We start from the raw sequence: 24,281 nt of genomic DNA on the forward strand, positions 1-24,281 counted from the left end.
ATGCTGTTTTCGCTAGTTTGGACTTCTGCCGTGATGGGCCTCGTAGGCGGGCCCCATTGTCTTGCAATGTGCGCCGCACCCTGCGCCGTGGTGACGTCGCGCCCGGGCGCCACCAGCGTGGTCACTGTGCATGGTCTGCGCAGTCGGCTGTGGCAACGCACTGCACTGTTCCATGGCGGCCGGCTCGCCGGCTATGCCAGCCTCGGGGCGCTGGCGGCGCTGGCCGTGGAAGGCCTGGCCTGGCTGAACGCCCAGACCACGGCGATGCAGCCGGTCTGGACCTTCATGCACCTGGGCATCATGGTCTGGGGCATCCTGATGATGGTTCAGGCGCGCCAGCCGGCCTGGATAGAGTCGGCCGGGCGCGCGCTGTGGCGGCGCGTGCAGCCGGTGGTGGCGGCGCCTGGCGGAACCTTTGCCACCGGCTTTGTCTGGGCCTTGATGCCTTGCGGACTGCTGTACTCGGCCTTGCTGGTGGCGGGGCTCAGCGGCGGGGCCGCGGCCGGCGCCTTGTCCATGGCGGCCTTTGCCGTCGGCAGCGGGCTGTGGCTGCTGGCCGCGCCCTGGCTTTGGGGCTGGCTGCGCCGGCACCTGAACACCGTGCGCGCCGACTGGGGCAGCCGGGCCGCAGGACTGATGCTGTTTGGCGTTGCCGGCTGGGCGCTGTGGATGGACCTGGTCTACAAGCCTTCGCTATGGTGTCGCTGATACGCCACTTGTGCTAAAAATAACGCAAACGTTTCAACCGTTCAAGAACTGGCGATAATTGTCGAAACAACCGGACAGTGGTGCAACTTTTGCACTGTCTTGCTTTCAAGTGTGAACACATCTGTCCTGATTGATCCCCGTTCGTTGCGCGTAGGTATGTACATCCAGCTGGAAGTCGGCTGGATGCGCCATCCTTTTCCCGTCAACAGCTTTCGTATCGTTTCAGACGTTCAGCTCAACACCGTCAAGGCCCTGGGTCTGGAAGCCGTGCGCTACTTCCCCGACAGAAGCGATCCCGAACTCGGCGCGGAGACCTCGGACGAGGTTGCGGGTGAAGCGGATGGCGAGGTCGTCGGCGCAGCCTCTCCCGTGCCGCCGCAGATCGCAGCGCTGGAGCCGCAGGCGGCCGCAGCCCTGTCCCCGCAGATGTGGGCGCGCTGCAATGAGCGCTTTCGCGCCGCTGCACGCGAGTACACGCATTTGCAGGCCTGTGCGGCCGCCCAGCCCCAGCAGGCCCTGGAGCAAAGCCATGGTCTGGTCGACAGCTATATCGAGGAAGTACTGCCCGCGGGCGATCTGGTGATTCGGCTGCTGTCGGAAAGCTCGGGCAACCGCCAGGCCGAACACCCGGTGAACGTGACGGTGCTGAGCCTGCTGCTGGGCAAGGTCCTGGGCCTGAATGCTGGCGGCCTGTACGAGCTGGGCATGGCGGCCTTGTTGCACGACATCGGCAAGGATGGCAAGCCCGGCGGGCGCGTGCCGCGTGAAGAATACGAGCGCCATGTCGGCGATTCGGTGGCCCTGGCCATGGGCATGGGCGTGTCCAGCGATGTGCTCACGGCCATGGCCCAGCACCATGAGTTCGCCGACGGCAGTGGCTTTCCCCTGCATTTGATCGAGGAAGACCTGAGCACGGCGGGCAAGGTGTTGTGTCTGGTCAACAGCTATGACCGCCTGTGCAACCCGGAATTCGCGCAGGAAGGGCAGACGCCGCACGAAGCCCTGGCCATGCTGTACGCCCAGTTCCGCGATCGCTTCGATCCGGCCATCTTGCGGGCCTTCATCCGGATGATGGGCGTGTATCCGCCGGGTTCGGTGGTGCAGCTCGCGGACGGGCGCTTCGCCATGGTGGTGTCGGTCAATTCGTCCCGCCCGCTCAAGCCCCAGGTGCTGGTCTGCGACCTGCAGGTGCCACTGGCGCAGGCGCGGCCGCTGGATCTGGAAATGAGCCCGGACATCGGTATTCGGCGCAGTCTGCGACCGGACCAGTTGCCGCGCGAGGCGCTGAGCTATCTGTCGCCCCGGCAGCGTATCTGCTACTTCTTTGAACGAGCCGTGGAGCCTGGCGCCCCGGGGAGCGCTGCGTGATGACCCCATCGCTCGAAACCCTGTGGCACCAGGCGCTGGACGAGTTGCTCGAGGCCGTCTGGCTGATCGACGAAGAGACGCTGTGCATTCATTTCGCCAACCGCGCGGCCGAGAAGCTCACGGCCTATGAACGCCAGGCCATGCAGGGCATGCCGGTGCAGGCCCTGGCCGCCACGCCAAAGGACTTGTGCCTCTGGGACGACGAGGGCCAGTGGCGCGCCGGCTCGCAAACCCTGACCCAGGTGCTGTGCCGCGATGGCTCCTTGCGACCGGTGGAGCAGCGCGTGCAGCGCATCGCTTCCCCCGATGGCAGCGAGGCGGGATGGATACAGATGACCATGCTCGATCGCAGCGAGCAGGCGCACAACGAGCAGGAGCTCGAAGCCCTGCTGTCCGATCTGCGGGCCACGCTCGACTCGGCCGCCGACGGCATGCTGGTGTGCAGCCAGGATGGCAGCATCCGCGCGTTCAACCACCGCCTCGCCGCGATCTGGGGGCTGCCGCCCGACATGCTGGTCCAGCGCAACGATGCGGCGGTGCTCACGCACATGGCCGACAAGGTGGGCGATCACGCGGCCTATGTGCAGCGGCTCGAGGAGCTGCAGCGCCAGCCTTTGCTCGAAGCCACCGATGTACTGACCTTGCACGGCGGCCAGATCATAGAGCGGCGCTCCGTGCCCCAGCTCAAGCGTGGTGCGCCCATAGGGCGTATCCATTCGTTCCGCGACATCACCCGCGAGGTGGAAGTGCAGGCCGGCCTGGAGCTGGCGGCGCGGGTGTTCGAGTTCAGCCTGGATGCAATCTTCATTGCCGATGCCGAGCACCGGCTGGTGCGCGCCAATCCGGCCTGCCTGCGCCTGATGGCGGCGCAGGACTGCAAGGGCCGTGAGGTGCAAGGCCTTTTTGGCGGCAGCACGCCGGCCAACTGGTATGCGTCGGCGGCCCATGAATGGCGCCGCGGCGGTTTCTGGCAAGGCAATCTCTGGCTGGAGCAGGGCGGGCAGCAGCGCTGCGCCGTGCGCTTGTCCTGGGTTGCGCTGCGCGATGCGCAGGGCTCCGTGTTCCAGACCATAGGCTTCATGCGGGACATGACGCAGCAGCAGCAGGCCCAGCAGCGCATCGAAGAGCTGGCCTATAGCGACGCGCTCACCGGCCTGCCCAATCGGCTGAGCCTGTCCACCCATGTCGCCCAGGCCATCGAGCAGGCGAAGAGCTCGGGTGGCGTGTTCGCCATTCTGTACATCGACCTGGATCACTTCAAGATCATCAACGACTCGCTGGGCCACCAGTTTGGCGACCGCGTGCTCAAGCTGGTCGCCGAGCGCCTGCAGGCCTGCCTGCGGTCGGTGGACTTGCTCAGCCGCCTGGGCGGAGACGAGTTCGTGCTGTATCTGCACGGCTGCGACGAGGCGCTGGCGGCGAGTGTCGCCCAGCGCATCCTGCGTGAAATGCTGCACCCCTTCCTGCTCGACGGTCTGGGCTTCTCCGTGCAGTGCAGCATTGGCGTGGCCCAGTACCCCAGCCATGGCGACACACTGGACGAACTCATCAAGCAGGCCGACACGGCCATGTACCGCGTCAAGGAACGCGGGCGCGGGCATTACAGCTTTTACCAGCCGCAGATGAACTCCGGCCTGCTGTCGCGCATGAAGCTGGAACACGCCATGCGCCAGGCCCTGGAGCATGGCCGCATGGCGGTCTATTTCCAGCCCCAGGTGCACATCGGCAGCAACAAGATCATGGGGGCCGAAGCGCTGTTGCGCTGGACGGACCCGGAGTTCGGCGTGGTGTCGCCGGCGGTCTTCATTCCCATGGCCGAAGAGTCGGGCTACATCGTCACGCTCGGCGCCTGGGTGCTCGAGGAGTCGATCCGTGAAGCCGTGCACTGGAGCACGCAAGGCCTGCCGCTGCAGGTCTCGGTCAATGTGTCGGCGCTGGAATTTCGCCAGACCGATTTTGTCGAGCGCCTCAAGAGCCTGCTGGTCAAGCATGGCCTGCCTGCCCATCTGCTGGAGCTGGAGCTCACGGAGAGCATCCTGCTGCAGGACGCGCAGGAAATGGCCGCCCGGGTGCGCGCCATTGCCGACCTGGGCGTGGGCCTGGTGATCGACGATTTCGGCACGGGCTACTCCAGCCTGGGCTACCTGAAGAAGCTGCCGATCGCCAAGATCAAGATCGACCAGTCCTTTGTGCGCGGCTTGCCGCACGACGCGGGCGACCGCGCCATCGTCACCGCCATCATCAGCCTGGGCCAGGCCCTGGGCATGGAAGTCGTCGCCGAAGGCGTGGAAACCTGCGCGCAGCGCGACTGCCTGCGCGACATGCACTGCCATTTCTTCCAGGGCTTTCTGTGCGCTCCCGGTCTGCCGGCGGAAGCGTTCAGCGAACGCATGCGCAGCCAGGGCGTGGCCCACGACGACGACTGGGGCGCGGGCCCGGATGCCACGAACAACTGGATTGCCAGCCAGACCGAGGGGCGCGGGCCGCAGTAGGCCGGTTGCCGCCAACGGCGTGTCTGGCGATTTTTTTTCATCCGAAATGCATTACCTGAACCATGCCGCCTGCGGGCTTTTGCCGGACGCAGCCCTCCACGCCATGCACGGCTACGCCCAGCGCGAGCAGGCCCTCGGGGCCTACGGCGCGGCAAGGCAGGTGCAAACCGAGATCGAGCAGCTGTACCAAGGCATTGCGGCAACGATCCATGCCCAGCCCGGGGACATCGCCCTGACCCAGGGCAATAGCGACGGCTGGAGCCTGGTGGTGAGCGCCATGGACTGGAGCGGCGGCGGGCGCATTCTGGCCCCGCGCAGCGAGTGGGGCGGCAACCTGGGCATCCTGATGCAGTTGTCGGCCCAGTACGGCGTGCAGGTCGAGGAAATCCCCAGCGACGCCGACGGTGCCGTGGATCTGGAGGCGCTGGAAACGCTGCTGCGCACGCCTGCCAGCCTGGTGGTGCTCACCTGGATGCCCGCGAACAGCCCGCTGGTTCAACCGGCCGAAGCTGTGGGCGCGCTGTGTGCCCAGGCGGGCGTACCCTTGCTGGTGGATGCGGCCCAGGCGGTGGGCCAGTGGCCCGTGGACGTGCGGCAATTGCAATGCGCGGCCTTGACGGCGCCCGGCCGCAAATGGCTGCGCGGGCCGCGTGGCACGGGCTTTGTCTACGTCCACCCGGATTTTCTGCCACGCCTGCGGCCCTTGACCGCTGACCATTTCTCGCGCCCCTGGCAAACCGGCAATAGCTGGGCCTACCGCGCGGACGCCCGGCGCCTGGAGCAGTCCGAAGCTTCCGTGGCCTTGCGGCTGGGCCTGGGCGCCGCGCTCGCTGCCTGGAATGCCCTGGGCATGGAACACATACACAGCGAAATCCAAAAGCGTGCCGACTGGCTGCGCGACGGCCTGGACCGCCTGCCCGGCATTCGCGCCCATCGCAGCGGCCGGCATGCGTCCTCGGGCATCGTGACGCTGGAATGCAGCAGCCACGACGCAGCGGCCTTGCACCTCGGCCTGCAGGAGCGCGGCGTGGAGGCCGCGCTGAGCCCCGTCGCGTTCACGCCCTGGGACATGCAGGCGAGGGGGCTGAGCGCCGTGCTGCGCCTGTCTGCGGGGCATGACACGGCGTGGGACAGTCTGCAGTCTTGCCTGGATGCGCTGGCCGAGCTTGTCGAGAGGCGGTAGTCAGCGGCAACTGGTTGCTGTCACCGTGCGACGCTGGGCAAGCGGTCGAGAAACGGGCAATCGACTGGACGGCGCCTTGGTGGGTTGAGGTCGAGCGTCTGCAGTCGACCCTTGGCAGACGTTGGCTGCGTTCGCATTGCGAGCATCGTTATACAAAATCTGACGCCCGTTCGTCTGCGTAGGCCCGATACAAAAGATGTTCACGCAAGGGGTGCCCCGAAGGCAAGGACGGGTGTTCGAACGTTTGCGGCTCTCGCTTCATGCCCAGGCGTTGCATAACGCGTTCGGAAGCTGCGTTAGTCAGGGTTGTAAAGGAAACGACTTCAGGCAGGGCCAACTCACCAAATGCAAAGGAGAGTGCTGCACTGGCCGCTTCTGTTGCAAAACCATTTCCCCATGCTGCTCTGGCAAGGCGCCAAGCAATTTCAACGCATGGGGTAAACGGCAGTTCATCCGTAGGCTTGTGCAATCCGGTGAAGCCAATGAACTTTGCCGTCGTCTTTTCCTCCACAGCCCAGACACCCCAACCTTGCTGCGCAATGAGGCCACGACAGTACCTCGCCAAGTCATTGCTCTGTTCAACGGTAAGTGGCGCGGGGAAAAAGCGCATGCTCTCCACGTCTGCATTGATGCGCGCAAACAAAGGGTAGTCAGAGTCTTGCCATTGCCTAAGACGCAATCGCTCGGTCTCTATTTCCTGAATGCGCATCACTAATCCCTCGTTTTTTTGCGCAACCATTCCTGGAGGACCTGGGCGTTTGCGCCGTGGTTATCGCCGCAACACTCGAGAATGGGCTGCCGAATGAGGTTGCAAGCGTCACTTGCATCGTCAACCGTAGCGGGTTGGGTCTGGATTTTTGTGGGCTCCCCGGATGTCAGCCCTCACCCCCGCATCCGCCCGCCTGTCCTGCTGCTGCTCGGTGTAGAACCGGGCCTTGTCCGCATACATCGCCTGGTCCGCGCGGTGCACCACGGCCTCCAGGGATGCGCCTGCCTGGCCGCAGGCATGGCCCATGGACACATGGATGGTCTGGCCGGGATAGAACTGGTTGTTCAGCTCCAGCAGGGACAGAATGCGCTCCTGCAAGGCCTGGGCGCCGCGCTCGTCGGTGCCGGGCAGCAGCGCCATGAACTCGTCGCCACCGATGCGGGCCGCGCAGGCCGGCGCATCCACGGCCTTGGCCAGCACTTCGCCCAGGCGGCGCAGCATGGCATCGCCGGCAGCATGGCCGTGCTCGTCGTTGACGGCCTTGAGGCCGTTCATGTCGATGGCGAGCACCGACAGCGGCCAGGGGCCCTTGCGCGACAGGCGGTTGAGTTCTTCCGTGTAGTAGGCGCGGTTGCGCAACTGGGTCAGCACATCGTGCTTGCCCAGGTACTCCAGATACGCCTCGGCTTTCTTGCGGGCGGTGATGTCCACCAGGGACAGCAGCACCAGCTCCCAGTTCTGCGCGTGGCTGCCCATGATGGACAGCTCGAGGTGGATGTACAGCACATCGCCCGTGAGCGCGTAGTTCATCACTTCGCGCTGCTGCACCAGCTTGCCTTCCCACAGGTCCTGCAGCTGTTCGGCGAAGGATTCGTACATTTCCCCGCGAAAGACCCGGGACAGGTTCTGCAGCAGCTCGGGCTTGCTGCGGGCGCCAAACATTTCCAGCGTCTGCTGGTTGACGTCGATCACGCGGATTTCCTGCATGCAGCGCGTGACGAATTCGGGGTGTACTTTGAGGAAGGTACGGAAGTCGCGTATGCCGCGTGCGCGCACTTCATCCAGCAGCCGCTTGACCTCGCTGAAGTCTTCCACCCACAGCGATACCGGGGAGTATTCGAACAGGTCGCGCGCGTATTGCTCGCTGTGCCGCAGCTGCTGCGTGCCTTGCACTTCGGCCGTGACGTCCTCGAGCGAGACCAGTACCCGGGCCCAGCTGTCCTCGTAGCCCGGCAGCACGCGGGCGCGGATATGGACATCCATGCGGCGGCCGTCGAGGTCGTAGTTCACCGAGCGGGTCTCGAAGTTCAGCCGGCCTTCCCACAGTGCCTGCAACTCGGGCACGATGCTGGTGAGCATGTCGCCACGGAAAACCTCGTGCAGCCGGCTTTGCAGCGTCTGCTGATCGGCGGCCTTGAACAGGTCCAGGGTGTACTGGTTGACGCGCAGCACCTTGTAGGACTGGCTGCAGCGCTGCAGCCGTTGCGGATCCTCGCGCAGGAACGCGAGCAGATCCGTGACACCTTCGGCACGCCACTGGTCGAACAATTGTTTGAGTCCGCTGTAATCCTCCATCCACAGCGATGCAGGAGCCAGGTCGAACATATCGTCAGAGTTCAAGCCTGTTGCGAGAGAAATGGTCAAGATCAACACCTCCAGCGGCGATTATGCCGAGGTCCTCCCGCGCTGAGTAGGGCCATAGGGGGCGAGGCTGGGCGGGTGGCGCGCGAAGATCCATCCCAGGCATTCGGCGCGGCAATGCGCAGACGTAAAAAAGCCCGCGAGGCGCGGGCTTTTCAACTCAAATAAGGTGTCTGCAAAACACCGGACCGGCATCCTGAACCGGGGTTCAGGGGGGCAAGGGCAGCCTGACGTTGGGTTCGTCTAACGCGAGACGATCACGCTCATCAGGCAATGTACCAAGCCCGGGCTCTATGAGCATTGGTTCAAGGAAATATAAAGCCCGGCAGATTTGCAGACGGTTCCATTGTAGTGCGGCCGGACGGTGGTTGCCGGTGTTGCCGCAGTTTTTTACAAAAGCTGTGCGTCGGCGACCAGGGCCTGGTCCAGGCGCTCGAGCAGGGCGGCGATGCGCTGGGCATCGGCCTGCTGCTGGATCATGGCCTGGGCCCAGGCGGCGTCGGCGTCGGCATTGGTTTCGACGTCGGCGTCGGTTTGCATTTCTGCCTCAGGGGCCGGTGTCTGGCGCTCGGCGGTGACGATGTCAAAAGCCATGTTCAGCGCGGCCAGCACCGCCACCCGTTCGCGCGAGCGCACCTTGCCGGCATCGCGGATGCGGGCCATGGTGTCGTTGACGCGGGCCACGGCTTCCAGCAAGCGCTCTTCGTGGCCTTCGGGGCAGGTCAGCAGATAGCTCTGGTGCAGGATTTGCACATCCAGCTGTTTCATATGCCAGCCCCTTCATTGCTAGGCAGGCGCTCGATCAGCGCATCCACCCGGGCCCTCGCGGCACTCAGGCGTGAGCGCAGCGAGTCGCGCTCCTGGGTCAGCGCGGCGACCTGCTCGGCCAGCAGGGCGTTGGTGCGCTGAAGCTCCTCGTGGCGCAACAAAAGTCGCTCCACGCGGTCGGAAATAAGGTCGAGGGGTGACAGGGCAGACATAGGCCTTCCAATTGTAGAACTTGCAGCCCCTTGTGTGCGTAAAAAAGGGTAGTGCCCAGGCCCTGGAAGCCCTGAAATTTCCCGCCAGGACTGGAAATGCTCTCTCGTCCTACAAAAGTAGGCGGGGCTTGGCCTTGCCGGCGGCATTTTCCCTGGGCGTGTGTGCGGCCGGTCTGCGGCTACAATCGCCGGCGTTGGTGCTCATGCGTTTGGTTCTCAAGCGCATAGTTCAACGGGAAGCAGGGAGGAAATGTCGTTCACGCGGCGGCTCCGGGCCTGCGCTGCCCCCGCAACGGTCAGCGGATGAGCATCCTTGGATGCTCGGCTCTTCTTTACTTGCCACTGGCGCTGTGCTGGGAAGGCTTGCAAGAGTGTGCTCCGCCCAGCCCGGATACCGGCCAACAACGTGGTGGTCTGCTGTCGCTGGTCGACGTGGATTGCTTTGGCCCATGGTCGACGGGGAGGTCGACGCCGGGCGCTCTCACGTTGATTTTCATGTCTTCACATTCTTTTGGTGCAGCCCTGCTCGCGCCTTGCGCTGCGCGCCCCCACGTCCTGGCCCTGGCCTTGTCCGCTGCCTTCTGGGGGCTGTCCGCACAGGCCCAGTCATTGTCTGAAACCGTGGTCACTGCCGCGCGTGCACCGCAGACGGCCCAGGAACTGCTGGCCGATATGTCGGTGATCGACAGGGCCGAGATTGAGGCCAGCGGCGCCAGCGGTCTGGCCGATGTGCTGGCCCGCCTGCCGGGCATACAAATGGTTCGCAACGGCGGCATCGGCAACACCACCAGCCTGATGCTGCGCGGCGCGGACACGGCCTATACGGCGGTCTATATCGACGGCATCCGTTTTTCCTCGCAAAGCGGCAGCGGCGGCCCGACCTGGGAAAGCATTCCCCTGGCCATGATCGACCGCATCGAAGTGCTGCGCGGCCCGGCGGCGGCGATTTACGGCTCCGACGCCATCGGCGGCGTGGTACAGATCTTCACGCGCCGCGGCCAGCAGGCCTTCGCGCCATCGGCGTCGGTGGGTGTGGGATCGCAGGGCACACGGCGCGCCCAGGCCAGCGTCAGCGGCGTGCACAAGAATTGGGATTACGCGCTGGACATCGCCAGCGAGCGCAGCGACGGCTTCGATGTGCGTCCGAGCGTGAACACCGACCGCGACGGCTACAAAAGCCTGGCGGCCGCGGCCCGCCTGGGCTGGCAGATCAATGACAGCCACCAGCTGCGCGCTTCGCTGCTGGCCAACGATATCGACGCGGGTTACGACGCCAGCACCAAGAAGGGTGTCGACGACCGGGCCAAGCACCGCATGCACGCGGCCGGCCTGGAGTGGAACGCCCAGTGGAGCGAGCGCTGGAGCAGCGTGCTGGCGTTGAACGCTTCGGAAGACCGCTACGAGACCACGCCTTCGCCGTATCTGAGCACCACGCAGCTGCGCGGCCTGTCCTGGCAGAACAGCTGGCATGTGGGCACGCAGACCTTCTCGGCCACGCTGGAGCGGCGCGAGGATGCGCTACAGAACGTGCCAGTGGACCGCGAGCGTGCGCAGAACGCGCTGGCCCTGGGCTACCAGTGGCATGCGGGCAAGCAGCATCTGCAGGCCCAGGTGCGCCATGACCGCGACAGCGAGTTCGGCCACAAGAACACCGGCAGCCTGGCCTATGGCTACGACCTCACGCCCCAGTGGCGCGCCACGGCCTCCGCGGCCACGGCGTTTCGCGCGCCCACGCTGTACCAGCGCTTCAGCAATTACGGCACGGCCGCTCTGACGCCGGAAAACGCACGCAACCTGGAAGCGGGCCTGCGCTACCGCGCGGACCGCAACGAGTTCTCGGCCACGGCCTACCGCAATCGCATCAGCGACCAGGTCTCGTTCCAGGCCGGCGCGACCGGCTGCGCGAGCTCCCAGGGCTGCTATGTCAGCGTGGCCCAGGCGCAGTACCAGGGCCTGACGCTGGCTGCGGCCACCCAGGCCTGGGGCCTGCGCCTGCATGGTTCGCTGGACATCAACGCGTCCAAGGACCGCTCCACGGGCCGGTACCTGGCGCGGCGCGCCAAGCAGTTCGGCAATCTGGGCGTGAGCCGCCAGATGGCTGGCTGGCAATGGGGTACGGACGTGCTGTGGAGCGCTAGCCGCTTCGACACCGCGGCCAACACCCGCGTGCTCGGCGGCTATGCACTGTGGAACTTCACGGCCAGCAAGCAGCTCGATCGCGACTGGAAGCTGCTGGCGCGCCTGGACAATGCCTTGGACAAGCGCTATGAAACCGCCTACACCTACGCCACCGCAGGGCGGCGTTTCTTCGTGAGCCTGCAATGGACACCAGTACCTTGACGCTATCGAGCGCCGCACCCGCGCGCTGCCCCGCGCTGTTGATCACGGCGCCGGCTTCGGGCCAGGGCAAGACCACGCTGACGGCGGCCCTGGCGCGCCTGCACACGCGCCAGGGTCGGCGCGTGCAGGTCTTCAAATGCGGGCCGGACTTTCTCGACCCGCACTGGCACCAGTTGGCCAGCGGCTCGGCCGTGCATTCGCTGGACCTGTGGATGACGGGCGAAGCCGATGCGCGTGCGCGCCTGCATGCGGCCGCGCAGACTTCCGATCTGATCCTGATCGAAGGCGTGATGGGCTTGTTCGACGGCAGCCCCAGCGCGGCCGATCTGGCGCAACTGCTGGACATTCCGGTGCTGGCCGTGATCGACGCTTCGGCCATGGCCGGCACGCTGGGCGCGCTGGCCTACGGCCTGCAGCATTACCAGCCGGGCCTGCGCTGGGCGGGCGTGCTGGCCAACCGCGTGGCCAGTGCGCGCCATGCCGAGTTGCTGCAGGCCGGCGTGCGCGCGGACAGCCACTGGCTGGGTGCGGTGGCGCGGATTCAGCTCGATACGGCGCCGGCGGGCCAGGCCGGGCCGCGGGAGGCCGCGTTGCTGCCGCAGCGCCATCTGGGCCTGGTGGCGGCGCAGGAGCTGGCGGACGGCATGCAGCGGCTGGACGCTGCCGCCGATGCACTGGCGGTGACGCCGCTGGGCCAGCGCAGCTGGCAGGACTGGCAGCAATGGGCGGTGGACTTCGCGCCGCCGCCGGCCGGAGCGCCGGATTCCGCGCCCGACGCCGCCGAAGCCATGGGCCCGTGGCTGGCGGGCCGCGTGATCGCCGTCGCCCAGGATGCGGCCTTCAGTTTTGTTTACCCGGCGAATCTTGACTGCCTGCGCGCCATGGGGGCGCAGCTGCGGTTTTTCTCGCCGCTGGCGGGCGAGCGCCTGCCGACCTGCGACGCGCTGTGGCTGCCCGGCGGCTACCCCGAGCTGCACGCGCAGCAACTGGCGCGGCAAACGGCTTTGCAGGCCGACATCCTGGCCCACTGGCAGGCCGGCAAGGCCATCTGGGCCGAGTGCGGCGGTATGCTTGCGCTGTGCGAAGGCGTGACCGACAAGGACGGCCAGTGGGCCCCTCTGTGGGGATTGCTGCCGGGCAAGGCGCAAATGCAAAAGCGTCTGGCCGGACTGGGCATGCAGCAGCTGCCCACGCCCTGGGGGCTGCTGCGCGGCCACAGCTTTCATTACGCGCGGCTGGACAGCAGCGCAGAGGTGCAGGGGCGCAGCAGCCGGCCGCAGGCATCGGCCACGCCCGACCAGGGCGAGTTGCTGTACCGCCATGGCAGCCTGTACGCGAGTTTTTTTCATGCCTGGTTCGCCTCGCATCCGCGCGCCGTGGCGGCGCTGCTGGGCGCACGCGAAAATAGCGAAAACCGAGGAGACTGAACAATGGCCATTGAGGGCAGCGCAGGACTGGAGCGCAGCGAGTTGATTCTGGGCGGACAAAAAAGCGGCAAGTCGCGCCGCTCCGAAACCTTGGCCCAATCCTGGCTGCAAGGCGGGGCAGGGCGCAGCGCCTGGCTGCTGGCCACGGGCATGGCGTTCGATACGGAAATGCAGGCGCGGATTGCGCGCCACCAGCGCGACCGCGCCGAGCGCGTGCCTGGCATGCAGACGGAGGAAGTGCCGCTGGACCTGGCGGCTGCCCTGCGCGAGCGCAGCCAGCCGGGCTGCCTGCTGGTCATCGATTGCCTGACCATGTGGCTGACCAACTGGATGATGCCGGCGCAAGGCACGTACAGCGAGCAGGCCTGGGGCGCGCAGCGCACGGCTTTTCTGCAAGCGCTGGCCCAGGCCCGCGGCCCGGTGGTGATCGTCGGCAACGAAATCGGCCTGGGCGTGATTCCGCTGGGCAGCGAAGTGCGGGCCTTTGTCGATGCGCTGGGCGTGCTCAACCAGCAGGTGGCCGCAGCCTGCAGCCGGGTCACGCTGATGTGCGCCGGCCTGCCGCTGACGCTCAAGGACGGCGCATGAAGTCTGTTCTGCGGGCCTGCGCCGCGGCGCTGATGCTGGCCGCGACCGCGCTGGCGGCTGCGGCTCCCGCCATCGTCATCACCGATGGGCGCGGCGCGACCGTGCGCCTGGACCGGCCGCCGCAGCGCATCGTGAGTCTGCTGCCCTCGCTGGCCGAGTCGGTCTGCGCCCTGGGCGCCTGCGACCGCATCGTGGGCGTGGACCGCTACACCGTCTGGCCGCCGTCGCTGCAGCACTTGCCGCGTCTGGGCGGCGGGCTGGATCCGCAGATCGAAGCCGTGGTTGCCTTGCGCCCCGACGTGGTGCTGGTCACCGTGGCGTCACGCGCCATACAGCGCCTGGAAGCGCTGGGCCTCAAGGTGATTGCACTTGAGCCGCGCACCCATGACGAAGTGCACAGCACGCTGCGCACACTGGGCACCATGCTGGCCATCCCCGCGGCCCAGGGTGCGGATCCTATCTGGGCGCGCATCCAGCAGGGGCTGGCGCAGGCCGCGCAGGCCATGCCCGCGCGGGCGCGCGGCCAGCGCGTGTTCTTCGATGCCAGCCGCGGTCCGGTGGCCGCGGGCGAAAAGTCCTTCATCGGCGAGACCCTGTCCCGGCTGGGCCTGGTCAACATCGTGCCTGAGGCCCTGGGGCCGTTTCCCCGGCTGAACCCCGAATACGTGGTGCGCGCCGACCCGGACCTGCTGATGGGCGGCGAGCGCAGCCTGGGCGAAAGCGGCGTGCCCTATCCGGGCTGGTCTGCGCTGCGGGCCGTGCAGGCCGGCCGGGTCTGCCGCTTTGCCGGTGCGCAGGCCGATCTCATGATCCGCCCCGGCCCGCGCCTGGCCGAAGCGGCCATGGTGATGGCCAATTGCGTGCAAAGGCTTTACCCATGAACGGCACCGGTCTGCGTCCGGCCTGGCTGGCCCTGGGACTGCTGCTGTTGAGTCTGTTGCTGCTGGTGCTCGGCGCGGGCGTCGGCAGCACGGGCTGGGAAAGCGTCTGGAAGATTCTGGGCCAGGAACCAGCCGACCCGCTGGCCTGGCAGATCGTGCGCGACATCCGCTTGCCGCGCACCACCGGCGCCTGGCTCGCCGGCGCCTTGCTGGGCCTGGCGGGCGCCGTGGCCCAGGGCGTGTTTCGCAATCCGCTGGCCGATCCTTATCTGCTGGGCAGCGCTTCTGGCGCATCGCTGGGCGTGGCCCTGGCCATGGCGGCGCTGGGCGTGTCGCCGTTCGCGCTGCAAGGCCTGCTGCGCCTGGGCATCACGGGCGCGGCCTTTGTCGGCGCGGCCGCGGCGGTGCTGCTGACCCTGGTGCTGGCCAAGGGCGCGCACAACACCATGCGCCTGCTGCTGGCCGGCGTGGTGGTGGGCGTGGTGCTGGGCGCAGCGTCGTCGATGGTGCTGCTGCTCACGCCCGAAATCATGCAGGCCATGCAGTCCTTCATGCTGGGCAGCACGGCCTTTGTCGGCTGGAGCGCCTGCCTGCTGATGGCCGCGGTGCTGGCCGTGGTGTTGCTGGCTTCCTGGTCGCTGAGCCGGGTGCTCGACGGGCTGGCGCTGGGCGAGGCCACGGCGCAAAGCCTGGGCCTGCCGCTGGCGCCGCTGCGCATGCTGCTGATCGTGCTGCTGGCGCTGGCCACGGGCACGGCCGTGGCGCAATGCGGCCTGATCGCTTTTGTCGGCCTGGCCGCGCCGCACCTGGTGCGCTCGCTGGTGCGGGCCATGCACCGCTGGCTGCTGCTGCTCAGCGCCGGCATGGGTGCGGTGCTGCTGCTGTCGGCCGACCTGCTGGCGCGCTGGCTGATTGCGCCCCAGGAGCTGCCCGTGGGCGTGCTCACGGCGGTGCTGGGCGGCAGCTATCTGCTGTGGCTGATGCACCGCCGCAATGTGCAGGAGATCTCATGACGCCAGACCATGCATGGGCCTTGCAGGCCGAAGGCCTGTCGGTGTCGCTGGGCGGCCAGCCGGTATTGCGTGACTTGACGCTGCGCATTGCGGCCGGGCGCTGGACCAGCGTGGTCGGCCCCAATGGCGCCGGCAAATCGACGCTGCTGCGCGCGCTGGCCGGCATGGGCCACGACCAGGGCAGGGTGCTGCTGCAGGGGCGCGAGCTGCGCCAGTGGGGCGGCCGCGCGCGTGCGCGCACCTTGGCCTGGCTGGGACAGAATCAGACCGCGGCCAATGACATGTCGGTCTACGACGTGGCCATGCTGGGCCGCTTGCCGCACCAACCCTGGCTGGGCGCGCCCACGGCGCAGGACCACGCGGCGGTGGAACAGGCGCTGCGCCAGACGCAGAGCTGGGACTGGCGCGGGCGCAGCCTGGGCCAGCTGTCGGGTGGCGAGCGCCAGCGCGTGCTGCTGGCGCGCGCACTGGCCGTGCAGGCCCAGGTGCTGTTGATGGACGAGCCCCTGGCCAATCTTGATCCACCGCACCAGACCGACTGGCTGCATTGCGTGCAGGAACTCGTGGCCCAGGGCACGACCGTGGTCAGCGTGCTGCATGAAATTTCGATGGCGCTGCAAGCGCAGGACCTGGTGGTGCTGGCCCAGGGCCGCGTGCTGCACCAGGGCGCCTGCGCCGATGCCGGCACCCGCCAGGCGCTGGAGCAGGTGTTCGACGAGCGTATCCAGGTGCGCGAAATCGACGGCCAATGGGTGGCCTTGCCGCGGCTGTCGCCGCGCAGCGCTTGACCTTGCTCTTTTCTCCAGGCATTGCGCCTGCCCCTTTTTCCGACTCAAGGACTCCCCCATGGAAATCGAACAAGCCCCGACCGAAAAACCGTACACCAAGCCCGAAGGAGAACGCCGCGGACTGGTGCTGGTGAACACCGGCAACGGCAAAGGCAAGAGCACGGCCGCATTCGGCCTGGCGCTGCGCGCCCACGGCCGCGGCAAGTCGGTGAAGCTCTACCAATTCATGAAGGTGCCCACGGCGCGCTTTGGCGAACACCGCATGTTCGAGCAGCTGGGCATTCCCATCGAAGGCCTGGGCGACGGTTTCAGCTGGAAAAGCCAGGACCATGAGCGCTCGGCCCAGCTGGCGCGCGACGGCTGGGAGCGCGCGCGTGCCTCCATCCTGTCGGGGGATCACTTCCTGGTGGTGCTCGATGAAATCACCTATCCGCTGATCTACGGCTGGCTGTCGCTGGAGTCCGTGCTGCAGACGCTGCGCGATCGCCCGCGCCAGGTGCACGTGGTGCTCACCGGCCGCCGCTGCCCGCAGGAAATCATCGATCTGGCCGATACCGTCACCGAGATGACGCTGATCAAGCACGCGTTCCAGGCGGGTGTGCCCGCGCAGCGCGGTATCGAGGACTGAGTTCGCCGGCGCGCCGGCGATCAACCCTCTCGCGCGAAATCCGGGCTGGCGTTAAATTGACGGCATGCCCGCGACTGAAAAATGGCCTGACACATGACCCACACTTCTTCCCCCTCTTCGGACGGCACCATGCCCGGTGCCACGCTCGCGGCCGAGCCGTTCGACGCGGCCGCGCGTGCCGCCGTCTACCGCGCCATCCATGAGCGCCGCGACATGCGCCACTTCAGCGGCGGGGTGGTGGAAGAAGACGTGCTGCTGCGCCTGCTGCGCGCGGCCCACCATGCGCCCAGCGTGGGGTTCATGCAGCCCTGGCGTTTCGTGCGCGTGCGCAACCGCGCCATGCGCGAGCGCATCCATGCCTTGGTCGAAGCCGAGCGGGAGTTCACGGCCCAGGCCCTGGGCGAGCGCGAAAGCGAGTTCATGCGGCTGAAAGTGCAGGGCGTGCTCGATGCCGCTGAAGTGCTGGTGCTGGCCATGCCGCCCGGGCGCGACAAGCATGTGTTCGGCCGCCGCACCCTGCCGGAAATGGACGTGGCTTCGGCCGCCTGCGCCATCCAGAACATGTGGCTGGCGGCGCGTGCCGAAGGTCTGGGCATGGGCTGGGTGTCGCTGTTCGATCCGGTGGCGCTGGCGGCCTTGCTGGGCATGCCCGAAGGCAGCCGGCCGCTGGCCGTGCTGTGTCTGGGGCCCGTGCCGGCGTTTTACGCCGAGCCCATGCTGCAGCAGGAGAAATGGGCCTTCCGCGCGCCTTTGACCGACATGCTGTTCGACGAAACCTGGGGCCAGCCCGCGGCCGCGAATTCTTCGGCCCCTGACCATGTGGGCTGAGGCGGCGGGCTGGGGCATGTGGGGTGGCTGGGGTGCGGGCCAGGCCTGGAGCACGGCCGGCTTGGCGGTGGCCATGCTGCTGGCACTGGCCCTGGACCGCTTCTGGGGCGAGCCGCCGGCGCGCCTGCACCCGGTGGTGGGCATGGGCTGGCTGCTGGCCCGGTGCGGCCGCTGGGTAGGCGCCAAGAAGGCGGTCCATCCCGATGGCTGGCGCTGGGCGCTTGGGGCGCTGGTCTGGAGTCTGCTGGCGGCCTGCGTTGCCAGCCTGTACGCCGGGCTGCAAGGGTGGCTGGGCCAGGCGCCCGCCTGGCTGGCCGTGCCGCTGCTGGCCCTGCTGCTCAAGCCGCTGTTTGCCTGGCGCATGCTGCATTCCGAAGTGCAGGCCGTGGAGACCGCCTTGCAGCAATCGCTGGACGCGGGGCGCGCGCGCCTGGCCTGGCTGGTCAGCCGCGACGTGACGCAGCTGAGCGAAGGCGAAGTGCGGGAAAGCGCGCTCGAGACCCTGGCCGAGAACCTCAACGATTCGGTGGTGGCTCCGCTGTTCTGGTTTGCGCTGCTGGGCCTGCCCGGCGCGGCGCTGTACCGTTTCGCCAATACCGCTGACGCCATGTGGGGCTACCCCGGCTGGCACCAGAACCGCTACTGGCAATGGGGCGGCAAATGGGCGGCGCGGGCCGACGATGTGCTGTCCTGGATTCCGGCGCGGATCACGGCGATGCTGCTCGCGCTGTGCGCCGGCGGCCTGCCCATGGGGCAGCTGCGGCGCGAAAGCCGGCGCACGCCGTCGCCCAATGGCGGCTGGCCCATGGGGGCCCTGGCCCTGGCTCTGGATGTGCGCCTGGGCAAGCCCCAGGTCTATGTGCTCAACGCCGAAGGCCAGGTGCCGCAGGCCAGGCACGTGGCGCAGGCGCTGGCGCTGACACGCCAGGCGGTGCGCGTGCTGGGCAGTCTGGCGCTGTGGGTGCTGTTTGGCGCGGGCTTTCTGGCCGCGGTGGGCACCCATGCGTGATGCCGCGCCAGTGGTGCATGGCGGCACCGATGCGCTGGGCGTGCCAGCGCACGATTTCTCCACCAACCGCAATGCCTGCGGCCCCTGTCCGCTGGCGCTGGCGGCCTTGCAGGCCGCGCATGCGGCCCAATATCCCGACCCGACTTATACGGCGCTGCGCCAGCGGCTGGGCCAGTTCCACGGCGTGGCGGCGGCGCGCATCGTGCTCGCCGGCAGCGCCAGCGAATTCATCTACCGCATCAGCGCCCATGCCGCGCGCCAGGGCCTGCGCCAGGTGGTGCTGCCCAGTCACAGCTACGGCGACTACGCGCAGGCGGCCGGCGTCTGGGGCCTGGAGCAGGGCACGGGCGCTCCCGCCTTGCATTGGGCCTGCGAGCCTTCGAGCCCGCTGGGCCAGGCCGATCCGGCCCTGGCGCAGTGGCATGGGGCGGCGCCGGCCGGCCTGCGCGTGCTGGACTGCGCCTACCAGCCGCTGCGCCTGACTGACGAGCACAGTCCCATGCCTGCGGGCGTCTGGCAGGTCTGGACGCCCAACAAGGCGCTGGGCATGACGGGCGTGCGTGCTGCCTATGCGATCGCGCCAGAAGCCGCGGAGACTGACGTGGCCGCGCTGCAGGCCCTCGCGCCTTCGTGGGTGGTGGGCGCGCACGGCGTGGCCATGCTTGAAGCCTGGACCACGCCAGTGGTGCAGCAGTGGCTGGACCACAGCCGCGGCCAACTCGCGCAGTGGAAGACGGCGCAGATGGCGCTGTGCACGGCGCTGGGCTGGCAGGTCGCACCCGGCAGTCTGGCGAATTATTTCGTGGCGCACTGGCCCGCGGCGCTGCAGGGCCAGATGCCCCAGCGCCTGGCCTGGCTGCGCCGTGAGCACGGCATCAAATTGCGCGACGCGGCCAGCTTCGGCCTGGCCGGCGCCGTACGGCTGGGGGTCTTGCCTCCGGCATCACAGCAGGCGCTGGCCCTGGCCTGGCGCGCTGCACAGAACATCGAATGGGCTCCATGAATACGACGAATCTTCCCTTGCCCCAGCCCGGGCAGCGCCCGGCGCTGTGCGTCATGGTGCTGGGCACCAGCAGCGGCGCGGGCAAAAGCTGGGTCACCACGGCCCTGTGCCGCTGGTACCGCAACCAGGGCTTCAAGGTCGCGCCTTTCAAGGCCCAGAACATGAGCAACCATGCGCGCGTGGTGCCCACCGCCGACGGCGCCTGGGGCGAGATGGGCACGGCGCAATACCTGCAGGCCCTGGCCGCGGGCTGCGAGCCCGATGTGCGCATGAACCCGTTGCTGCTCAAGCCGGAAGCCGACACGCGCAGCCAGGTGGTGTTGCTGGGCCAGGTGGACCAGCAGCTCACGCAGCTGCCCTGGCGCGAGCGCAGTGCCCAGGTCTGGCCGCACATCACCGCTGCGCTCGATGACTTGCGCAGCGAGAACGATGTGGTCGTGATCGAAGGCGCGGGCTCGCCGGCCGAAATCAATCTGCACGCCAGCGATGTCGTCAACATGCGCGTCGCCCGCCACGTGCAGGCGCATTGCCTGCTGGTCAGCGACATCGACCGCGGCGGCGCCTTTGCCCATCTCTACGGCACCTGGGCGCTGCTGCCGCCCGAGGAGCAGGCGCTGATCCGCGGCTTCGTGCTCAACAAGTTCCGCGGCGATGCGCGCCTGCTGGCGCCCGCTCCCCAGATGCTGCTGGAGAAGACCGGCGTGCCGGTGGTGGCCACGATTCCCATGCAGTTGCGCCACGGCCTGCCCGAGGAGGATGGGGCCTTCGACGCCGACGTTTCGGGCGCCGGTGCGTCGGGCGCCGCTGCGTCGGGTGTCGGCGCGCCGGGCGTATCCACGCTGGTGCAGACCACGGTGGCCGTGGTGGCCTATCCACGCGCCAGCAACCTTGATGAATTCCAGCCGCTGCTGAACGTGCCCGGCGTGCGCCTGGTCTGGGCGCGCACGCCGGCGCAGCTGCAAGGGGTGGACTGGGTGATCCTGCCCGGCACCAAGGCCACGGCCAGCGACCTGCGCTGGCTGCGCAGCCAGGGGCTGGACGCGGCCATTGCCGAGCATGTGGCCCAGGGCGGGCGGCTGTGGGGCATCTGCGGCGGCCTGCAAATGCTGGGCGAGGCCTTGATCGACCTGCATGGCGTTGACGACAACGAAGCCGGCCTGGGCTTGCTGCCGCTGGTCACCGTCTTCGAAGTCGAGAAGCGCTTGTGCCGTGCCCAGGTCACCATGGGCGCGCTGGACGCCCCCTGGCAGGCACTGACTGACCTGCCCATGCAAGTCTATGAAATCCACCATGGCCGCACGCAGCTGCGCGACGACATGCTGGCCGCAGGCATGCTCGCGCACGAGCGCGTGCCGGGCATGGTCTGGCAAAGCGCCGACGGCCGCATCCTGGCCAGCTACTGGCACGGCATGCTGGAAAACGCGGCGGTGATAAAGGCCTTGCTGGGTGTGAGCGCGCCCACGCTGGACAGCGTTTTCGATCGACTGGCCGCGGGGGTCGACGGCTGGTTTGCCAGCGACGCGCAGGGCAGTGAGGCGGCCGGTCTGTAGGCGGTCTCCTGCAATGGCAGGCGGGATGGGCCGATAAGTTCCATGGTGGAACTGTCGCAAGCTGTGAGATGTAGTGGTGTGGCTGTTCTGCACCGCTTTATGTCCCATTGACTCTGGAGAACGCTGTCATGCCATCTACCTGGTCCCACTCCCTCAAATTGAGCCTGTGCGCTGCTGCCGTATGCGCCCTGGGCGTTGTCAACGCACAAACCCCGGCCCCGGCTGCGGCCCCGGCCGCTCAGGCGGCGGCGCCACAGGCCCAGGCGCACGAGGGCAAAAAGCCCCAGCACATGCATCACCACCACCGGCCGCACAAGCAAGGCCACCACGGCAAGTACGCCACGCCGCAGGAGCGTGAAGCCGCGGCGGCGCGTGCCGAAGAACGCTCGGGCCGTATGCCCCGGAGCGAAGGCATGGACCAGTACCAGCGCAATGCGCTGGCACGCTGCGAAGTGTTCCGCGAGCCCGAAGACCGCCGCTCCTGCGTCGAGCGCGTGCGTACGGCGCCGGTCAGCGGCAGCGTCGAGGGCGGCGGCGTGCTGCGCGAATACTCGGAGCAGGTGCCGGTGAAGCCGTAATGGCATTGCCGCCTCATGCATCAAGGCCCTGCGGGGCCTTTTTTCATGGCGCTCGCTGTGATGCCGTCTATGCTTGGCCTAGGCGATCCAGCATATTCACAGCGAACCATGAAGACACACATCATTCTCCTGCGCGGCGTCATGCCGACCGGCAAAAACAAGCTGTTCATGGCACCGCTGCGCGCCGCGCTGCAAGACGCCGGTCTTTGCAATGTGAGGACCTACATCCAGAGCGGCAACGTCATCGCGGCTACGCACCTGGAGCCGTCCGCGCTCGAGGACCTGGTGCACGCGGTCATCGCGCAGCGGTTTGGCGGCGACATCAAAGTCCTGGTCCGGTCCCCCGCGTATTTCCAGGATGTGCTGGAGAACAACCCGTTCCAGGGGGCTGATCCCGGCCGGCTGTATTTCACGCTGCTCGCGTCCAGGCCCGAGGCCGCCTTGCTGCACGCCTTCCATGGGCTGGAGCATGCGCCAGACCAGGTGAAGGTGGTCGGTGACATGGCCTATGTGCTGTGCGCCACCAAGTACAGGGACCTGAAGGCCAACAACAACTTCATCGAGCGAAAGCTCAAGCTGTCCGCGACGACGCGCAATTTCAATACGATCACGAAGCTCGTGGCGCTGGGCGCCGCGGCCTGACATCGCCCGGAAACACGGTTTTCCCTGTCAGGACCATGGTCCAGGAGTGCACGGCGCGCACGCGCGCGCGGCCGTCGGGCGATACTCGCGTTCTTGTTGACTTCGCTGGCCGGCTTCGCGATGACTAGTTTTCTGCCTGAAATCCCTTCCCTTTACGACTCCGCTCACAGCGCCCGCGTGCAAACGCTGATCGACCAGAAGACCAAGCCCGTGGGCGCACTGGGCACGCTGGAGCGCCTGGCCCACCGACTGGCCTGCATTCTGGGCAGCGATGCGCCGCAGCTGGTGCAGCCGCAAATGGTGGTGTTTGCCGCCGACCATGGCCTGGCGGCGGCGCGTGGCGTCTCGGCCTTTCCCGTGGACGTCACCTGGCAAATGGTGGAGAACTTCCTCGCCGGTGGCGCGGCGGTGAGCGTGCTGTCGCGCCAGAACGGCCTGGACCTGCATGTCGTGGACTGCGGCGTGGCGCGCGACATTCCCGAGCGCGCCGAGGCTCCCGGCCAGCCCCGGCTATGGCACCGCAAGGTGGCCTACGGCACGCAGGACTGCTCGCGCGCGCCGGCCATGAGCGCCGCGCAGTGCGACGCGGCCATGCGCCACGGCGCGGCCCTGGTGCAGGCACTGCCGGGCAATGCGCTGCTGCTGGGCGAAATGGGCATCGGCAATACTTCCTGCGCTTCGCTACTGCTGGCGCGTCTGTGCGCCGTGGATGTGGCCCAGGTCACGGGCGTGGGCACGGGGCTCAACGCCGCGGGGCTGGCGCGCAAGGTGGCGGTGCTGCGCGAAGTGCTGGCGTTTCACAGCCAGGTGCGTGAGCCGCTGGAGGTACTGGCCGCCATGGGCGGGCTGGAGATCGCGGCCATGGTCGGTGCCGTGCTGCAGGCCGCGCAGGAGCGTCGCGTGATCGTGGTCGACGGCTTCATCACCACGGCCGCCGTACTGGTCGCGAGCCGCCTGTGCCCGGCCGTGCTGGAGCGCTGCGTGTTCGCCCATCGCTCGGGCGAGCCCGGCCATACCATCGTGCTCCAGGCCCTGGGCGCCGAGCCGCTGCTGGACTGGGGCCTGCGCCTGGGCGAAGGCTCGGGCGCGGCGCTGGCCTGGCCGCTGCTGGTCTCGGCCTGCGCCATGCTGCGCGACATGGCCAGCTTTGCTTCGGCCGGTGTGGCGGGGCAGGAAGCGGAATCCGTCAGCGCCTGAGCCCCGGGCTCAGGGCGCCGGCGTCTTCGGCTGGAAATCGCAATACGTCGAGACTATGCACTCCCAGCAGCGCGGCTTGCGCGCCTGGCAGACGTAGCGCCCCAGCAGGATCAGCCAGTGGTGGGAGTCGACGGCGTACGCTGGCGGAACCCGCTTCATCAACTGCTTTTCCACCGCCAGCACATTCGCGCCGGGCGCCAGGCCCGTGCGGTTGCTGACGCGGAAGATATGCGTGTCCACGGCCATGGTGGGTTCGCCAAAGGCCACGTTGAGCACCACGTTGGCCGTCTTGCGGCCGACGCCGGGCAGGTCCTCGAGTTCCTCGCGCGTGCGCGGCACCTGGCCGCCGTGGCGCTCCATCAGCCGGCGGCAGGTTTCCATCAAGTGCTTTGCCTTGCTGTGGTACAGGCCTATGGTCTTGATATATGACTCCAGGCCTTCGAGGCCCAGGTCCAGGATGGCCTGGGGCGTATTGGCCACGGGAAACAGCCGGCGCGTGGCCTTGTTGACGCCCACGTCCGTGGCCTGGGCCGACAGCAGCACGGCCGTCAACAGCTCAAAGACGCTGGTGTATTCCAGCTCGGTGTTGGGCAGGGGATTGGCGGCCTTGAGGGTGGCGAAAAAGGGAACGATCTGTGCAGTCTGCATGGGGTGGATTGTCGGCCATAACGCGTGACAGTGGCCCGGCGTTGCGTGCGCAGGGCAAAATGGTGGCCTGGCAGCCGCGA

The 24,281-nt window shown here is 67.6% G+C and carries 23 protein-coding genes and 1 riboswitch; of the genes, 18 read left to right on the forward strand and 5 right to left on the reverse strand.

All coding sequences use genetic code 11. The features are described 5' to 3' along the window. The 4 genes from N0K08_RS13540 to N0K08_RS13555 all read left to right on the forward strand — a co-directional run bounded on the left by N0K08_RS13540 (position 1) and on the right by N0K08_RS13555 (position 5,751). Positions 1-708 carry a sulfite exporter TauE/SafE family protein gene (locus tag N0K08_RS13540; RefSeq protein ID WP_261500922.1) on the forward strand — a complete coding sequence of 236 codons (708 nt, stop codon included), beginning with the start codon at positions 1-3 and terminating at the stop codon, positions 706-708. 111 nt (positions 709-819) lie between these two features. Beyond that, complete coding sequence (locus tag N0K08_RS13545; RefSeq protein ID WP_261500923.1) at positions 820-2,076, forward strand: HD-GYP domain-containing protein; 1,257 nt, start codon at positions 820-822, stop codon at positions 2,074-2,076. Then, entirely contained in the window at positions 2,076-4,568 is a 2,493-nt protein-coding gene (locus N0K08_RS13550) for a sensor domain-containing protein (protein WP_261500924.1), read from the forward strand. The genes N0K08_RS13545 and N0K08_RS13550 overlap by 1 nt, the downstream gene beginning before the upstream one ends. Positions 4,569-4,614: 46 nt before the next feature. Beyond that, positions 4,615-5,751 carry an aminotransferase class V-fold PLP-dependent enzyme gene (locus N0K08_RS13555; RefSeq protein WP_261500925.1) on the forward strand — a complete coding sequence of 379 codons (1,137 nt, stop codon included), beginning with the start codon at positions 4,615-4,617 and terminating at the stop codon, positions 5,749-5,751. Between the two features lie 148 nt (positions 5,752-5,899). Here the strand turns inward: N0K08_RS13555 and N0K08_RS13560 are convergent, their stop codons facing one another. The 4 genes from N0K08_RS13560 to N0K08_RS13575 all read right to left on the reverse strand — a co-directional run bounded on the left by N0K08_RS13560 (position 5,900) and on the right by N0K08_RS13575 (position 9,081). Next, on the reverse strand, positions 5,900-6,490 hold the full coding sequence (locus N0K08_RS13560; protein WP_261500926.1) for a GNAT family N-acetyltransferase: 591 nt from the start codon (positions 6,488-6,490) through the stop codon (positions 5,900-5,902). A gap of 90 nt (positions 6,491-6,580) precedes the next feature. Continuing rightward, entirely contained in the window at positions 6,581-8,065 is a 1,485-nt protein-coding gene (locus N0K08_RS13565) for a sensor domain-containing diguanylate cyclase (RefSeq protein WP_261501014.1), read from the reverse strand. A 426-nt stretch (positions 8,066-8,491) separates the two neighbouring features. Then, positions 8,492-8,869 carry a cell division protein ZapA gene (locus N0K08_RS13570; RefSeq protein ID WP_261500927.1) on the reverse strand — a complete coding sequence of 126 codons (378 nt, stop codon included), beginning with the start codon at positions 8,867-8,869 and terminating at the stop codon, positions 8,492-8,494. Then, the gene (locus N0K08_RS13575) at positions 8,866-9,081 is read right to left on the reverse strand and encodes a cell division protein ZapB (RefSeq protein ID WP_261500928.1); all 216 of its coding nucleotides are present in this window, start codon (positions 9,079-9,081) and stop codon (positions 8,866-8,868) included. Before N0K08_RS13575 ends, N0K08_RS13570 begins: the two co-directional genes overlap by 4 nt. Positions 9,082-9,259: 178 nt before the next feature. Beyond that, positions 9,260-9,498, forward strand: a riboswitch (cobalamin riboswitch). Between the two features lie 78 nt (positions 9,499-9,576). On the opposite strand from N0K08_RS13575, the gene N0K08_RS13580 reads away from it, so the two are divergent. From N0K08_RS13580 to cobT, 14 genes are all read left to right on the forward strand, one after another. Continuing rightward, on the forward strand, positions 9,577-11,421 hold the full coding sequence (locus N0K08_RS13580) for a TonB-dependent receptor domain-containing protein (protein WP_261500929.1): 1,845 nt from the start codon (positions 9,577-9,579) through the stop codon (positions 11,419-11,421). After that, on the forward strand, positions 11,403-12,848 hold the full coding sequence (locus N0K08_RS13585; protein ID WP_261500930.1) for a cobyrinate a,c-diamide synthase: 1,446 nt from the start codon (positions 11,403-11,405) through the stop codon (positions 12,846-12,848). Before N0K08_RS13580 ends, N0K08_RS13585 begins: the two co-directional genes overlap by 19 nt. Before the next feature lie 3 nt (positions 12,849-12,851). Next, the gene (locus tag N0K08_RS13590; protein ID WP_261500931.1) at positions 12,852-13,436 is read left to right on the forward strand and encodes a bifunctional adenosylcobinamide kinase/adenosylcobinamide-phosphate guanylyltransferase; all 585 of its coding nucleotides are present in this window, start codon (positions 12,852-12,854) and stop codon (positions 13,434-13,436) included. Beyond that, positions 13,433-14,317, forward strand: coding sequence for an ABC transporter substrate-binding protein (locus N0K08_RS13595; protein ID WP_261500932.1), 885 nt, complete (start codon positions 13,433-13,435; stop codon positions 14,315-14,317). The genes N0K08_RS13590 and N0K08_RS13595 overlap by 4 nt, the downstream gene beginning before the upstream one ends. 26 nt (positions 14,318-14,343) lie before the next feature. Then, the gene (locus N0K08_RS13600) at positions 14,344-15,330 is read left to right on the forward strand and encodes a FecCD family ABC transporter permease (protein WP_315968009.1); all 987 of its coding nucleotides are present in this window, start codon (positions 14,344-14,346) and stop codon (positions 15,328-15,330) included. Then, positions 15,327-16,118 (forward strand): ABC transporter ATP-binding protein, encoded by a 792-nt coding sequence (locus N0K08_RS13605; RefSeq protein WP_261500934.1) that lies wholly within the window; start codon positions 15,327-15,329, stop codon positions 16,116-16,118. Before N0K08_RS13600 ends, N0K08_RS13605 begins: the two co-directional genes overlap by 4 nt. 58 nt (positions 16,119-16,176) lie before the next feature. After that, positions 16,177-16,746: a cob(I)yrinic acid a,c-diamide adenosyltransferase gene (gene cobO, locus N0K08_RS13610; protein WP_261500935.1), complete on the forward strand. Its 570-nt coding sequence runs from the start codon at positions 16,177-16,179 to the stop codon at positions 16,744-16,746. A 129-nt stretch (positions 16,747-16,875) separates the two neighbouring features. Further along, positions 16,876-17,574: a 5,6-dimethylbenzimidazole synthase gene (gene bluB / locus N0K08_RS13615; RefSeq protein ID WP_261501015.1), complete on the forward strand. Its 699-nt coding sequence runs from the start codon at positions 16,876-16,878 to the stop codon at positions 17,572-17,574. Positions 17,575-17,590: 16 nt separating this feature from the next. Then, positions 17,591-18,583: an adenosylcobinamide-phosphate synthase CbiB gene (gene cbiB / locus N0K08_RS13620; RefSeq protein ID WP_261501016.1), complete on the forward strand. Its 993-nt coding sequence runs from the start codon at positions 17,591-17,593 to the stop codon at positions 18,581-18,583. Then, complete coding sequence (locus N0K08_RS13625; RefSeq protein WP_261500936.1) at positions 18,576-19,586, forward strand: aminotransferase class I/II-fold pyridoxal phosphate-dependent enzyme; 1,011 nt, start codon at positions 18,576-18,578, stop codon at positions 19,584-19,586. Before cbiB ends, N0K08_RS13625 begins: the two co-directional genes overlap by 8 nt. Then, entirely contained in the window at positions 19,583-21,136 is a 1,554-nt protein-coding gene (locus N0K08_RS13630; RefSeq protein ID WP_261500937.1) for a cobyric acid synthase, read from the forward strand. Before N0K08_RS13625 ends, N0K08_RS13630 begins: the two co-directional genes overlap by 4 nt. Before the next feature lie 290 nt (positions 21,137-21,426). Next, on the forward strand, positions 21,427-21,714 hold the full coding sequence (locus tag N0K08_RS13635; RefSeq protein WP_261500938.1) for a hypothetical protein: 288 nt from the start codon (positions 21,427-21,429) through the stop codon (positions 21,712-21,714). Positions 21,715-21,822: 108 nt separating this feature from the next. Continuing rightward, positions 21,823-22,356 carry a DUF1697 domain-containing protein gene (locus tag N0K08_RS13640; protein WP_261500939.1) on the forward strand — a complete coding sequence of 178 codons (534 nt, stop codon included), beginning with the start codon at positions 21,823-21,825 and terminating at the stop codon, positions 22,354-22,356. 120 nt (positions 22,357-22,476) lie between these two features. Continuing rightward, positions 22,477-23,553 carry a nicotinate-nucleotide--dimethylbenzimidazole phosphoribosyltransferase gene (gene cobT / locus N0K08_RS13645; protein ID WP_261500940.1) on the forward strand — a complete coding sequence of 359 codons (1,077 nt, stop codon included), beginning with the start codon at positions 22,477-22,479 and terminating at the stop codon, positions 23,551-23,553. A gap of 9 nt (positions 23,554-23,562) precedes the next feature. Here the strand turns inward: cobT and nth are convergent, their stop codons facing one another. After that, complete coding sequence (nth, locus tag N0K08_RS13650) at positions 23,563-24,201, reverse strand: endonuclease III (protein ID WP_261500941.1); 639 nt, start codon at positions 24,199-24,201, stop codon at positions 23,563-23,565. Positions 24,202-24,281 lie beyond the last annotated feature (80 nt).

Source organism: Acidovorax bellezanensis, assembly GCF_025421555.1.
GTDB lineage: Bacteria > Pseudomonadota > Gammaproteobacteria > Burkholderiales > Burkholderiaceae_C > Comamonas > Comamonas bellezanensis.

Bases quoted from the DNA above. Each gene is read 5' to 3' on its own strand.
- N0K08_RS13540 (WP_261500922.1), top strand. From the start codon at position 1: ATGCTGTTTTCGCTAGTTTGGACTTCTGCCGTGATGGGCCTCGTAGGC.
- N0K08_RS13550 (WP_261500924.1), top strand. From the start codon at position 2,076: ATGACCCCATCGCTCGAAACCCTGTGGCACCAGGCGCTGGACGAGTTG.
- N0K08_RS13555 (WP_261500925.1), top strand. From the start codon at position 4,615: ATGCATTACCTGAACCATGCCGCCTGCGGGCTTTTGCCGGACGCAGCC.
- N0K08_RS13560 (WP_261500926.1), bottom strand. From the start codon at position 6,490: ATGGTTGCGCAAAAAAACGAGGGATTAGTGATGCGCATTCAGGAAATA.
- N0K08_RS13565 (WP_261501014.1), bottom strand. From the start codon at position 8,065: ATGTTCGACCTGGCTCCTGCATCGCTGTGGATGGAGGATTACAGCGGA.
- N0K08_RS13570 (WP_261500927.1), bottom strand. From the start codon at position 8,869: ATGAAACAGCTGGATGTGCAAATCCTGCACCAGAGCTATCTGCTGACC.
- N0K08_RS13575 (WP_261500928.1), bottom strand. From the start codon at position 9,081: ATGTCTGCCCTGTCACCCCTCGACCTTATTTCCGACCGCGTGGAGCGA.
- N0K08_RS13580 (WP_261500929.1), top strand. From the start codon at position 9,577: ATGTCTTCACATTCTTTTGGTGCAGCCCTGCTCGCGCCTTGCGCTGCG.
- N0K08_RS13585 (WP_261500930.1), top strand. From the start codon at position 11,403: ATGGACACCAGTACCTTGACGCTATCGAGCGCCGCACCCGCGCGCTGC.
- N0K08_RS13590 (WP_261500931.1), top strand. From the start codon at position 12,852: ATGGCCATTGAGGGCAGCGCAGGACTGGAGCGCAGCGAGTTGATTCTG.
- N0K08_RS13595 (WP_261500932.1), top strand. From the start codon at position 13,433: ATGAAGTCTGTTCTGCGGGCCTGCGCCGCGGCGCTGATGCTGGCCGCG.
- N0K08_RS13605 (WP_261500934.1), top strand. From the start codon at position 15,327: ATGACGCCAGACCATGCATGGGCCTTGCAGGCCGAAGGCCTGTCGGTG.
- cobO (WP_261500935.1), top strand. From the start codon at position 16,177: ATGGAAATCGAACAAGCCCCGACCGAAAAACCGTACACCAAGCCCGAA.
- bluB (WP_261501015.1), top strand. From the start codon at position 16,876: ATGCCCGGTGCCACGCTCGCGGCCGAGCCGTTCGACGCGGCCGCGCGT.
- cbiB (WP_261501016.1), top strand. From the start codon at position 17,591: ATGTGGGGTGGCTGGGGTGCGGGCCAGGCCTGGAGCACGGCCGGCTTG.
- N0K08_RS13625 (WP_261500936.1), top strand. From the start codon at position 18,576: ATGCGTGATGCCGCGCCAGTGGTGCATGGCGGCACCGATGCGCTGGGC.
- N0K08_RS13630 (WP_261500937.1), top strand. From the start codon at position 19,583: ATGAATACGACGAATCTTCCCTTGCCCCAGCCCGGGCAGCGCCCGGCG.
- N0K08_RS13635 (WP_261500938.1), top strand. From the start codon at position 21,427: ATGCATCACCACCACCGGCCGCACAAGCAAGGCCACCACGGCAAGTAC.
- N0K08_RS13640 (WP_261500939.1), top strand. From the start codon at position 21,823: ATGAAGACACACATCATTCTCCTGCGCGGCGTCATGCCGACCGGCAAA.
- cobT (WP_261500940.1), top strand. From the start codon at position 22,477: ATGACTAGTTTTCTGCCTGAAATCCCTTCCCTTTACGACTCCGCTCAC.
- nth (WP_261500941.1), bottom strand. From the start codon at position 24,201: ATGCAGACTGCACAGATCGTTCCCTTTTTCGCCACCCTCAAGGCCGCC.